This is a genomic window from Microbacterium sp. EG9 (assembly GCF_059759475.1).
The window spans coordinates 3,197,499-3,209,649 of record NZ_CM186217.1 but is presented as its reverse complement, the minus strand read 5'-3'; the positions used below and the strand labels follow the sequence as shown (position 1 = coordinate 3,209,649).

At 71.8% G+C, this 12,151-nt stretch carries 13 protein-coding genes; 5 read left to right on the top strand and 8 right to left on the bottom strand.

Annotation, left to right across the window (positions count from 1 at the left end; genetic code table 11):
• Positions 1–27: 27 nt before the first annotated feature.
• From AC6CQV_RS15085 to AC6CQV_RS15050, 8 genes are all read right to left on the bottom strand, one after another.
• Entirely contained in the window at positions 28–825 is a 798-nt protein-coding gene (locus AC6CQV_RS15085) for a heme ABC transporter ATP-binding protein (protein WP_101307040.1), read from the bottom strand.
• Complete coding sequence (locus AC6CQV_RS15080) at positions 822–1,874, bottom strand: FecCD family ABC transporter permease (RefSeq protein WP_498260702.1); 1,053 nt, start codon at positions 1,872–1,874, stop codon at positions 822–824. The genes AC6CQV_RS15085 and AC6CQV_RS15080 overlap by 4 nt, the downstream gene beginning before the upstream one ends.
• 53 nt (positions 1,875–1,927) lie before the next feature.
• Positions 1,928–3,067, bottom strand: coding sequence for a heme/hemin ABC transporter substrate-binding protein (locus AC6CQV_RS15075; protein ID WP_498259889.1), 1,140 nt, complete (start codon positions 3,065–3,067; stop codon positions 1,928–1,930).
• A complete protein-coding gene (locus tag AC6CQV_RS15070) occupies positions 3,064–3,912 on the bottom strand; it encodes an HtaA domain-containing protein (protein ID WP_498259888.1) in 849 nt (282 codons plus the stop codon). Before AC6CQV_RS15070 ends, AC6CQV_RS15075 begins: the two co-directional genes overlap by 4 nt.
• A 101-nt stretch (positions 3,913–4,013) precedes the next feature.
• Entirely contained in the window at positions 4,014–4,772 is a 759-nt protein-coding gene (locus AC6CQV_RS15065; RefSeq protein WP_082734107.1) for an ABC transporter permease, read from the bottom strand.
• Positions 4,769–5,602: an ABC transporter ATP-binding protein gene (locus AC6CQV_RS15060; protein ID WP_498259887.1), complete on the bottom strand. Its 834-nt coding sequence runs from the start codon at positions 5,600–5,602 to the stop codon at positions 4,769–4,771. Before AC6CQV_RS15060 ends, AC6CQV_RS15065 begins: the two co-directional genes overlap by 4 nt.
• The gene (locus tag AC6CQV_RS15055) at positions 5,599–5,958 is read right to left on the bottom strand and encodes a DUF1048 domain-containing protein (RefSeq protein WP_101307044.1); all 360 of its coding nucleotides are present in this window, start codon (positions 5,956–5,958) and stop codon (positions 5,599–5,601) included. The genes AC6CQV_RS15060 and AC6CQV_RS15055 overlap by 4 nt, the downstream gene beginning before the upstream one ends.
• 1 nt (position 5,959) lies before the next feature.
• On the bottom strand, positions 5,960–6,301 hold the full coding sequence (locus AC6CQV_RS15050; RefSeq protein ID WP_498259886.1) for a PadR family transcriptional regulator: 342 nt from the start codon (positions 6,299–6,301) through the stop codon (positions 5,960–5,962).
• A 133-nt stretch (positions 6,302–6,434) separates the two neighbouring features.
• Between AC6CQV_RS15050 and AC6CQV_RS15045 the strand changes: the two genes are divergently transcribed.
• The 5 genes from AC6CQV_RS15045 to kdpB all read left to right on the top strand — a co-directional run bounded on the left by AC6CQV_RS15045 (position 6,435) and on the right by kdpB (position 12,140).
• Entirely contained in the window at positions 6,435–7,382 is a 948-nt protein-coding gene (locus AC6CQV_RS15045) for an aldo/keto reductase (RefSeq protein ID WP_498259885.1), read from the top strand.
• Positions 7,379–7,765, top strand: coding sequence for a MerR family transcriptional regulator (locus tag AC6CQV_RS15040; RefSeq protein WP_498259884.1), 387 nt, complete (start codon positions 7,379–7,381; stop codon positions 7,763–7,765). Before AC6CQV_RS15045 ends, AC6CQV_RS15040 begins: the two co-directional genes overlap by 4 nt.
• 424 nt (positions 7,766–8,189) lie before the next feature.
• Complete coding sequence (gene kdpF, locus AC6CQV_RS15035; protein ID WP_060959093.1) at positions 8,190–8,279, top strand: K(+)-transporting ATPase subunit F; 90 nt, start codon at positions 8,190–8,192, stop codon at positions 8,277–8,279.
• Positions 8,279–9,967 (top strand): potassium-transporting ATPase subunit KdpA, encoded by a 1,689-nt coding sequence (gene kdpA / locus AC6CQV_RS15030; RefSeq protein WP_060959092.1) that lies wholly within the window; start codon positions 8,279–8,281, stop codon positions 9,965–9,967. Before kdpF ends, kdpA begins: the two co-directional genes overlap by 1 nt.
• Position 9,968: 1 nt before the next feature.
• Complete coding sequence (gene kdpB, locus AC6CQV_RS15025) at positions 9,969–12,140, top strand: potassium-transporting ATPase subunit KdpB (RefSeq protein WP_498259883.1); 2,172 nt, start codon at positions 9,969–9,971, stop codon at positions 12,138–12,140.
• Positions 12,141–12,151 lie beyond the last annotated feature (11 nt).

Here is a 12,151-nt window from a genome sequence, read left to right as displayed (position 1 = left end):
AGCTTAGCCTATCCTTATTCATTCCATTCACCGGTATGAACCGCGCCGGGGGAGGATGATCGGCCGGCCCGTGTCGGGGTCGGCCAGCACGCGCACGGGGATGCCGTAGACCTCGGCGATCCGCTCCTCCACCAAGACCTCCGCGGGCTCGCCGTGCGCGACGAGTCGGCCGCGATCGATGACCGCGATCTCGTCGGCGTAGGCGCCGGCGAGCGACAGGTCGTGGAGCACCACGACCACCGCGCGCCCTTCCGCCGCCAGCTCCCGGGCGATCCGCAGCACGTCCTCCTGGTGGCGGAGGTCGAGGGCGGCCGTGGGCTCGTCGAGCAGCACGATGGGCGTGTCCTGCGCCAGCACGCGGGCCAGCGACACCCGCGCCTTCTCGCCGCCCGACAGCGACGGGAACTCCCGCTCGCGCAGGTGGGACACGTCTGCCCGCGTCAGCGCCTCGGCGATGAGGCGATCGTCGTCGTCGGCCCGCGCCGTGTTGATCCAGGGCGCTCGACCCATCTCCACGACGTCGGCCGCCGTGAACGAGAACGCGACCCGATGCGACTGCAGGAGGACCGACCGGGCGCGTGCGAGCTCCCGCGCGCGCCACTGGGCGAGCGGACGCCCGTCGAGCTCCACCGTGCCGGCGGAGGGCGCCGCATCCCCGGTCAGCACGCTCAGGAGAGTCGACTTCCCCGCACCGTTGGGACCGACGAGGGCCAGAACCCGCCCGTACGCGATGTCGAGGGTGACGCCCGCGAGGATCTCGGCGCCTCCCCCGGGCGAGCCGACCCGGTAGGACACGTCGCGGAGCGCATAGGCGAGCCCGCTCACGCCCAGCCTCCGGCGCGGCGACGGGTGCGGCGGATGAGCACGTAGAAGAACGGTCCGCCGACCAGTGAGGTCAGCACGCCGATGGGGAGGTCGGCCGACGGGATCACCGTGCGGGCGAGGAGGTCGGCAGAGACGAGCACGACCGCCCCGCCGAGCAGCGAGGCGGGAAGCAGCGTGCGGTTCGAGGGGCCCAGCAGCATCCGCATCACGTGCGGCACCACCAGCCCCACGAACGCGATGATGCCCACGAAGGCCACGGCGACGCCCGTGAGCAGGGCGACCAGCACGATCGCGATCACGCGCAGCCGTTCGACCCGCACCCCCAGGTGCGCCGCCGTGCGGTCGCCGAGGGCCAGCAGGTCGAGCCGGCGCGCGAGACCGACCGTGGCGGATGCCGCGGCCAGCCCGACCAGGGCGACGAGCCCCACCTCGGTCCACCGGGAGCCGTTCATCGAGCCCAGCTGCCAGAACACGATCTGCTCGCGAGACGCCGTGTCGCCCGCGAACATCAGCACGGCGAGCGCGGCTCCCGTGAAGGCGTTGACCGCGATGCCGGTGAGGATCAGCGTGACCGATTCGGTGCGGCCCTGCGACCGGGCCGTCGCGTACACGACGAGGGTCGCCGCCAGCCCTCCGACGAAGGCGAACACGGCGGTCGTCCAGCCGCCGAGGGAGGTGAGGCCGAGCGTGATCGCGGCGGCGGCCCCGACGGCGGCGCCGGACGACACCCCGACGACGCCGGGCTCGGCCAGGGGGTTGGCGAAGATGGCCTGCATGACGGCGCCGGCGAGCGCCAGCAACGCCCCCACCAGCACCGACATGACCACGCGGGGGAAGCGGATCTGCCACAGCGTCTGCTCGATCAACGGCGCCGACGGCGCCCAGGCGTTCGGGATGCCGAGGGAGCGCACCAGGGAGCCGACGACCTCGGCCGGGCCGATCGGCAACTGACCGATGCCCGCCGAGAGGATGACCCCGACCAGGAGCAGGGCCGCCGTCACCGCGAAGACGGCGGCCGCACGGCCCCGACGGCGCGGACGCGGCGGCACCCGCGTCGCCGCGCCGCGCGACGGACCGGGCGACGGGGCGGGGGCGACGGAGGTCACGGGCCCTGCTCCGCCGGCGCGGCCGGCGACGCGGCATCCGACGCGCCGTCGGGCGCATAGACCGCCCGCGCGAGCGCATCCAGCACCTCCGCCGACCGCGGGCCGAACGAGAGGATCTGCCCGTCCGCCATGTCGACGAAGCGTCGGTGCTGACCCGCGGAGGTGAGCGCGATCGCGGGCTTCTCGGCGAGCAGCCCGTCGATGCCGCCGACCGACGCGATGCCGGCGGTCATGACGAGGATCAGGTCGGGGTCGGCGGCGACCATCGCCTCGTCGGTCATCGGCTGCATGCCGCGCCAGCCCAGCTGACCGGCGACGTCGATGCCGCCGAGCGCGCCGATGAGGTCGTCGGCGCCGGACTCGCTGCCGAACAGGTAGTAGATGCCCGACGTCCCGCGCAGATAGAGGAAGACCATGCGCAGCCGGTCGGACTCGGCGGCGGGCGCGATCCGGGAGATCTGCGCGGTGACGGTCTGCAGCTCGCCCTCGATGCGGCCGGCCAGCAGGTCTCCGGCGTCGGCGGCACCGAAGATCGCGGCGACGGCGCGCGCCTGCGCGGCGGCGCCCGCGAACGAGGACGAGCGCTCGACGAACACCACCGTGATGCCGACGTCGCGCAGCTGCTGGACGACGTCGGCCGGACCGATGCTCCCGTCCGTGATGACGAGCGTCGGCGCGAGCCCGATGATCGCCTCGGCGTTGACGGAGTGGCCGCCGGAGGTGATCACGGGCAGGTCGCTCACGCCCGCGAAGGTGGTCGAGATGTCGCGGCCGACCAGCCGGTCGGCGAAGCCGAGCCCCGCGACGGTCGCCGCGAGGGAACCGGAGAGGTCCATGGCGATGACCCGGGAGGCGTCGGTGACGGTGACCTCCACATCGCCAGACAGGTCGTGGGAGGTCACGGTGACCGGCAGGTGCGACGACGGCGCGGCGAGGACGGGCTCGATCGCGGCGTCGTCGAGCGTCGCGGTCGAGGGGCCGACGTACGCCTTGGGGTCGGCGAGCGGGCTGACCTCCGACAACGCGACGCGCGGAGCGGATGCCGTGGGCTCGGCGGGCGCCGCCGCGGCGGAGCAGCCGGCCAGGAGCACGACGACGAGGCTCAGCGCCGTCGCCGCGACGCGGCGGAGGATCACGAGCCCTCCCCTTCCGCGCCGGCGCGGGTCCGGCGCCGGCGGACGAGGAGCAGCGCGGCCGCCGCGACCGCGACGACGGCGGCGGCCGCTCCGGCGATCGCCCCGACCGGCGCCGAGGGCTCAGGGCTCGCGGCGAGTGCGGCGTCGTCCGTCCCGGATTCCGCGGGGGCGGCGGGCGCGACCTCGGCGGTCGGGGTGGATGCCGGGCACTGCGCCGTGACCGAGAACGTGAGCGGGTCGAACGCCGTTCCGGCCGGATAGCTGCCGAAGGCGGCGAAGCCCTCCTCCGTCACGGCGGTCGCGGCATCCGTCGCGGAGAACGTGACGACGTCGCCGGCGCGCACGTACTCGATGGCGGCCGCGTCGACCGTGACGAACGGCGTCTGGGTGACCGTGTCGACGGTGCCGTCGCCGGCCATCGCGTTCTCCATCGAGACGCCCGCGACGTCGAGGAGCAGTCGGGCCCCACCCGCCGACAGCGCGAGCGTGGGGTGGGCGACGGTCGTGTCGAGCAGCCCGTCGTGCCCCGTGAACCGGATGCCGCCGGGGAAGGAGACCGCGCCGACGGTGCCGTCCGGGGCGACGGTGCCGGTGCCGGCGGACCAGTGGAAGGCGGGCGTGGTGTACGTCGCGCCATCGACCGTCTCCCACGCACCGCGGGCGATCGAGCCGGAGATGTAGGAGCGGAACGACTCCTTGAACCCCCAGGTCAGCGACGCCGCCGTCACCGTGCAGTCGGCGGGATCGGTCTCTCCCGTCGCGGCGGCGGGGGCGGCGGGAGAGACCGCCGCGACGATCGCGAGCAGGGCGATCGCGACGGGACGCGCAGACGGGGCAGGGCGCACGGGAGCTCCTGACGGGACGACGGCCGGAGCCGACTTCGGATAAGGATTGCCTTACCTAAAGTACACGGCCGGGTGCGCCTCCCGCGCGACGACGCCTCGCGTCAGGTCGTCCGGCGGCGGTAGATCGCCGAGGCGGCGACGAAGGCCGCGACGAGGATGCCGAGCACCCAGCCCAGGGCCACCCAGATCTGACCCGAGACCGGCGCGCCCGCGAACAGGGCACGGATCGTCTCGACGATCGGCGTCACCGGTTGGTTCTCCGCGAACCAGGCGACCGGAGCCGGCATGGAGTCGGTGGGCACGAAGGCGGAGCTGAGGAACGGGAGGAAGATCAGCGGATAGCTGAAGGCGCTCGCGCCATCCACGGTCTTGGCCGTCAACCCCGCGATCACCGCCACCCAGGTCAGCGCCGTCGTGAACAGCAGCAGGATGCCGATCACCGCGAGCCAGCCGAGCACGCCGGCCCCCGTGCGGAAGCCCATGGCCAGCGCGACGGCGACCACGATGACCAGCGAGGCGGTGTTCGCCGCCAACGACGTGAGCACGTGCGCCCACAGCACGCTCGACCGGGCGATCGGCATGGACTGGAACCGCTCGAGGATGCCGCCCTGCAGATCGAGGAAGAGACGGTACGCGGTGTACGCGATGCCCGAGGCGATCGTGATGAGCAGGATGCCGGGGAGCATGTAGTCGATGTACGGACCCGACCCGGTGTCGATGGCCCCGCCGAACACGTAGACGAACAGCAGCAGGAGTGCGACGGGCGTCACGGCCGTCGTGATGATCGTGTCGGGGCTGCGCAGGATGTGGCGCAGCGAGCGCCCGGTGAGGATGCGGGTGTCCAGGAGTGCGGTGCTCATGATGCGCGCCTCTCGGTGTCGGTGTCGGTGCGGGGCTCGGTGTCGGTCTCGGGATCGGCCGCGCCGGTGAGGGCGAGGAAGATCTCCTCGAGCGTGGGCTGCTTCTCGACGTATTCCACCGTCGCCGGGGGCAGCAGGCGCTTCAGCTCCGCGAGCGTGCCCTCGACCAGGATGCGGCCGCGATGCAGGCTGGCGATGCGGTCGGCCAGCTGCTCGGCCTCGTCGAGATACTGGGTCGTCAGCAGCACGGTCGTCCCGCCGTCGGCGAGCGCACGGACGGTGCTCCACACCTCCGCGCGCGCCTGGGGGTCGAGGCCCGTCGTCGGCTCGTCGAGGAAGACGACGGACGGATCTCCGACGAGGCTCATCGCGATGTCGAGTCGACGCCGCATGCCGCCGGAGTACGTGCCGGCCGGGCGCGACGCGGCATCCGTCAGCGAGAACCGCGCGAGCAGGCCGTCGGCGACGTCGGCCGGTGCGGCCACGTGCCGCAGCCGGGCGACGAGCAGGAGGTTCTCCCGCCCCGTCAGCACCTCGTCGACGGCGGCGAACTGGCCGGTCAGGCTGATGGCGCGCCGCACGGCATCCCCGTCGGTGACCACATCGTGCCCGTCGACCGTCGCGAGCCCGCGATCGGGTCGCAGCAGCGTCGCCAGGATCCGCACGAGGGTCGTCTTGCCGGCCCCGTTCGAGCCCAGCAGGGCCACGACGATGCCCCGCGGCACCTCGAGGTCGACGCCGCGGAGCACCTCCAGGTCTCCGAACGACTTCTCGATGCCGGCGACCCGGATCGCGGGCGCGGTGGCGGCCGGCGTGGTGGTGGCGTTCATGAGCGTTCCCGTTCGGCCCGCTCGATCGCCTCGACCAGCCGCGCGCGCTCCTTGTCGATCCACTGCCGGCCCGAGTACGCGCGGACGAAGTCCTCGCCGAACTCGACGGGATCCGCGCCGACGATGTCGCGCAGCGGGGTGGCGTCGGCCGCCGCGCGCTCCCAGAGGTCGACGAAGTCCGCGAACAGGGTCACGAGCGTGTCGCCGTCGAGGAATCCCGCGGAGTACATGAAGTACCGCTGATAGGCCTTCGCCGCGTCGCGGTAGGGCGCGGGCAAGGCATCCATCCGCGCGACGGCGTTCTTGTACTGCTTCTTCTGCTCGAGCGATCCGGTGAGCTTCTCGATCCACGACATCTCAGTTCTCCTTCTGGTCGTCTTCGGCGTGGAGCTGATCGAGTCGGTCGGCGAGGAAGCTCCACGTTCCCCAGAACTCTTCGAGCTGGTCCGCGCCGCGCGCGTTCAGCGTGTAGACCTTGCGGGGCGGCCCCTTCTCCGACGGCACCTTCTCGACGTCGACGAGACCGCGTTGCTCGATGCGCACGAGGAGCGCGTACACCGTTCCCTCGGCGATCTCCGCGAACCCCTGCTCGCGCAGCCAGGCGGTGATCTCGTAGCCGTACGCCGGACGACGGCCGAGAATCGCCAGCACGATGCCCTCGAGCACGCCCTTGAGCATCTCGGTGGATTGGCGTCCCATGGATCCTCCTCAGTCGGTACTCATCAACAACGAGTACCGGTACATAGTAAGCATGAGTACCGGTACTCCGCAAGACTGAGTACCGATCCCGGTTTTGACCTGGAGCGCGCTCCAGGTGGTGGGCTGTGGAGCCATGGACACCACTCACCGCAAGGAACTGGCTCTGGGCACGATCTGGTTCGGCACGCGACAGGATGCCGAACGCTCGTATGCGCTGCTCGATCACTACGTGGCACGCGGCGGACGCTGGCTCGACACCGCCGACAACTACGCGTTCTGGGAGTCGCCGAGCGGCACCGGCGGCGCGAGCGAGACCGTCATCGGCGACTGGCTCCGCCGGCATCCGGGCGTACGCGACGAGGTGGCGATCTCGACCAAGATCGGCGCGAACCCGACGGTGCCCGGCACGTGGGCCGCCCCGATGGAGGGTCTCAGCCCGCGCGCCGTCGAGGAGGCGGTCGCGCCGTCGATGGCCCGTCTCGGCGTGGACGTCATCGACCTGCTCTGGGCGCACATCGAAGACCGCGCGGTTCCCCTCGAGGAGCAGGTCGAGGCGCTCGGGTCGCTCGTCGCCGACGGCCGGGTGCGTCGACTCGGCGCGTCGAACCACGCGACCTGGCGCGTCGAACGCGCGCGCTCCCTCGCCCGCACGCGCGGACTGGCCTCCTACGATGCCCTCCAACTGCGGCACAGCTACCTCCAGCCGATGCCGTTCGCACCGCTGCCGCCGGGCCACGTGGTCGCGACCCCCGAGTCCCTCGACTACGTCGCCTCCGAGGGACTCGGCATGTGGGCCTACACGACGCTGCTGTCGGGGGCGTACGCGCGCACCGACCGGCTGCCGCACGCCTACCGGCATCCCGACACCGACCGGCGCCTGGCCGCGCTGGACCGCGTCGCCCGGCGCCTGGACGCCACGCGCAACCAGGTGGTGCTCGCGTGGCTGATCGGCGGCACGCCGGCCGTCACGCCCGTCGTCGGCGTGTCCGACATCGCACAGTTGGATGAGGCGATGGACGCGCTCGCACTGCAGCTGGATGCCGAGGCGCGCGCCGTGCTCGACGGAAGGGATGCGCAATGACCACGATGCTCACGATGGGCGAGGCCGTCGCGGCGAGCGGCCTCTCGGCCGACACCCTCCGCTACTACGAGGACGAGGGGATCATCGGCCCGCTCACGCGCGATCGCCGCAACCATCGGGTGTTCAGCGACAACGATCTCGCCTGGATCGGGGTCGTCACGTGCATGAAGGATGCCGGGCTCGGCATCGACGATCTGCGCACGTTCGCCGATCTCCTCCATGGCCCCCACGCCTCCGTCGACCCGGTGGCCTTCCTCGAGGAGCGCCGCGGGGCCCTCGAGGAGCGCCGTCGCGTGCTCTCCCGCGCGATCGCGGTCATGGACGACAAGATCGCGCACTTCCGCGGGTCCCACGCTCGAGCGGCCTCTCCCGACGCCGGCTGAGCCGGGCGCGCGTTTCGACTCGGCGCTGCGCGCCCCACCCCCGGTCGTTGAGCGAGCGCAGCGAGTCGAAACGCCCCACCCCACCCCCCGGTCGTTGAGCGAGCGCAGCGAGTCGAAACGCCCGACCCACCCCCCCGGTCGTTGAGCGAGCGCAGCGAGTCGAAACGCCCCACCCCCACCCGCGACGTGAGCGAGCCGTGAGGACCGCCCGCCGGGCCGTAGGGAAACCGTAAGGACGGCGCAGCCCGCCGCGATGCCGGAGTTGGATCAGATTCCGTGCCCACGGTGGGCGCCCGCGCAGAGGCCCGATGACGGAGCGCGGTCAGTGTCCGGGAGTTCCTGTGCTCGATGTGATCTACGTCGTCGTGACGATCGCGGTGTTCGCGGTCGTCGCCCTCGTCGCGAAGGGGGCGGAGCGACTCTGATGGACGTCTTCTCGATCATCGGCGCCGTGCTCGGCGTCGCCAGCGTCGTCTACCTGGTCGTCGCCCTCGTGAAGCCGGAGCGCTTCTGATGGGCGTCGACACCGCCGACATCTGGTTCGGCGTCCTGCAGATCGCGACGCTCGTCCTGCTGCTCGCGCTGCTCTACCGTCCCGTGGGCGATCTCATGTTCCGCATCTTCACGAGCGAGAAGGATGCCGCCGCCGAGCGCGTCGTCTACCGCCTCATCGGCGTCGATCCGCAGAGCGAACAGACCTGGCAGGCCTACACCCGCGGCGTGCTCGCCTTCTCGCTCCTGGGCGTGCTGTTCGTCTACGCGCTCCAGCGACTGCAGGCGTTCCTGCCCGCTTCGCTCGGGCTGCCGGCCGTGCCGGAGGGGCTGGCATTCAACACCGCGGCATCCTTCGTCACGAACACCAACTGGCAGTCGTACTCGCCCGAGGCGACGATGGGCTACCTCGTGCAGCTGGCCGGTCTCACCGTGCAGAACTTCGTGTCGGCCGCGGTGGGCATCGCGGTCGCGATCGCGCTCGTGCGCGGCTTCGCGCGGCGCGGGCAGAGCACGATCGGCAACTTCTGGGTCGACCTGACCCGCGGGCTCGGCCGGCTGCTGCTGCCGATCGCGGTCGTGGCGGCGCTCGTGCTGCTGGCCGGCGGCGTCATCCAGAATCTGAACGGCTTCGTCGACGCGCACACCCTCACCGGAGCGACGCAGTCGATCCCGGGCGGACCGGTCGCCTCGCAGGAGGCGATCAAGATGCTCGGCACCAACGGCGGCGGGTTCTTCAACGCGAACTCCGCGCACCCGTTCGAGAACCCGACGCCGTGGACGAACCTGGTCCAGCTGCTGCTGATCCTCGTCATCCCGATCTCGCTCCCCCGCACGTTCGGCCGCATGGTCGGCGACAACCGCCAGGGCTACGCGATCCTCGCCGTCATGTCGACCCTCGCGATCGCGTCGATCGCCGCGGTGAGCGCGCTCGAGGTCGCCGGCCACGGCACCGCGCCGCAGCTCGCGGGCGGCGCCATGGAGGGCAAGGAGCAGCGTTTCGGCATCGTCGGCTCCGCCCTGTACGCGGCCGTGACGACCCTCACCTCGACCGGCGCCGTGAACTCGATGCACGACTCGTACACCGCCACCGGCGGCATGATCCCGCTGCTGAACATGATGCTCGGCGAGGTCGCCCCCGGCGGCGTCGGCTCGGGACTGTACGGCATGCTCGTGCTCGCGATCATCGCGGTCTTCGTCGGCGGCCTGCTCGTCGGGCGCACCCCCGAGTACCTGGGCAAGAAGATCGGTCCGACGCAGATCAAGCTCGCGAGCCTCTACATCCTCGTGACCCCGACGCTCGTGCTCGCCGGCACGGCGCTGAGCTTCGGCATCCCCGCCGTGCGTGCCGACGTCGAGGCGACCTCGATCCTCAATCCCGGCATCCACGGGATGACGGAGGTGCTCTACGCGTTCACCTCGGCCGCGAACAACAACGGCTCCGCCTTCGCGGGTCTCACCGCCAACACGCCCTGGTTCAACACGGCGCTCGGGGTGGTGATGCTGCTCGGCCGGTTCGTGCCGATCGTGCTCGTGCTCGCCCTGGCCGGCTCGCTCGCCGCGCAGGAGCGTGTTCCGTCCACGGCCGGGACGCTGCCCACGCACCGTCCGCAGTTCGTCGGCCTGCTCGCGGTCGTGACGGTCGTCATCACCGCTCTCACCTACTTCCCCGTTCTCGCGCTGGGTCCCCTGGCAGAAGGTCTGTCCTGACATGAACACGTCCACCCCGGTCCTCCACCGTCCGCAGCCCGCCGGCGACGACACCGCGTCGTCGCCCGCCCCCGCCCGCCGCGCGTTCGGCTGGACGCAGCTGGTCGGCGCCCTCCCCGGCGCCCTCCGCAAGCTCAACCCCGCCGAGCTGTGGCGCAGCCCCGTCATGTTCCTCGTGTGGGTCGGCGCGGCCCTCACCACCGCCATCGCCATCGCCGAGCCGTTCCTCGGCGGACCGCAGAGCTCCGGCGGCACGCCCGTGCCGGCCGGTTTCACGTGGGGCATCGCGGTGTGGCTCTGGCTGACCGTGCTGTTCGCCAACCTCGCCGAGTCGGTCGCGGAGGGCCGCGGCAAGGCGCAGGCGCAAGCCCTGCGGACGACCCGCACCGCGACGCTCGCGCACCTCGTGCGCGGCTACGACCCCACGACGGATGCCGCGGCCACCGCGGCCACCACCGACGACGTCGCCTCGTCCGAGCTCGCCCTCGATGACGTCGTGGTCGTGTCGGCGGGCGAGCTCATCCCCGGCGACGGCGACGTGATCTGGGGCATCGCCACGGTCGACGAGTCGGCGATCACGGGCGAGTCCGCCCCCGTCGTCCGGGAGTCCGGCGGCGACCGCAGCGCCGTCACCGGCGGCACGCGGGTGCTCAGCGACCGCATCGTGGTGCGCATCACGTCCCAGCCGGGCCAGACCTTCGTCGACCGCATGATCGCGCTCGTCGAGGGCGCGAACCGCCAGCGCACGCCCAACGAGATCGCCCTCGGCATCCTGCTGGCGAGCCTGTCGATCGTGTTCGTGATCGTCGTGCTGACCCTCAACCCGATCGCGTCGTACGCGGCGAGCCCGGTCAGCATCCCCGTGCTCGTCGCCCTGCTCGTGTGCCTCATCCCGACCACGATCGGCGCCCTCCTGTCGGCGATCGGCATCGCCGGCATGGACCGCCTCGTGCAGCACAACGTGCTCGCCATGTCGGGGCGCGCCGTCGAAGCCGCCGGCGACGTGACCACGCTGCTGCTCGACAAGACCGGCACGATCACCTACGGCAACCGCCGCGCGAGCGCCTTCGTCGCGCTCACCGGTGTCGCCGGCGACGAGCTGGCCCGCGCGGCCGCGCTGTCCTCCCTCGCCGACCCGACCCCCGAGGGCGTGTCGATCGTCGAGCTCGCCGCGGCTCAGGGGGTCGCTCCCGCCGCGCCGGACGGATCGACGCCCGTGCCGTTCACGGCGCAGACGCGCATGAGCGGTCTCGATCTGGTCGACGGCACGCAGGTGCGCAAGGGCGCGGCATCCGCCGTGCTCGCCTGGCTCGAGGCGGAGGGGCACGCGGTGGCGCCGCAGCAGCGCGCCGAACTCCTCCAATTCACCGACGCCATCGCCCAGTCCGGCGGAACCCCGCTGGTGGTCGCCACGCTCGACTCCCGATCTGGAGGAGTTCCGCTCGGGGCCGTGCACCTGAAGGACGTCGTCAAGGAGGGTCTCGCCGAGCGGTTCACCCAGCTGCGTGCGATGGGCATCCGCACCGTGATGATCACGGGCGACAACCCGCTCACCGCGCGGGCGATCGCCGCGGAGGCGGGTGTCGACGACTTCCTCGCCGAGGCCACCCCGGAGGACAAGCTGGCGCTCATCCAGCGCGAGCAGGCCGGCGGCGCCCTCGTCGCGATGACCGGCGACGGCACCAACGACGCACCCGCCCTCGCGCAGGCCGACGTCGGCGTCGCGATGAACACGGGCACCTCGGCCGCGAAGGAGGCCGGCAACATGGTCGACCTCGACAGCGACCCGACGAAGCTCATCGACATCGTCCGCATCGGCAAGCAGCTGCTGATCACTCGCGGCGCGCTGACCACGTTCTCCCTCGCCAACGACATCGCGAAGTACTTCGCGATCATCCCGGCGATGTTCATGGGCGTCTTCCCCGGACTCGCGGCGCTGAACCTCATGCAGCTGCACTCCCCGGCATCCGCCGTGACGAGCGCGATCATCTTCAACGCGATCATCATCGTCGTGCTCATCCCGCTGGCGCTGAAGGGCGTCGCGTACCGGCCGGCGAGCGCCTCGCAGATCCTCGGACGCAACCTCCTCATCTACGGCCTGGGCGGAGTCGTCGCCCCGTTCGTCGGCATCAAGCTCATCGACCTGGTCGTGAGCCTTCTCCCGGGCTTCTGACCGGGCTTCCG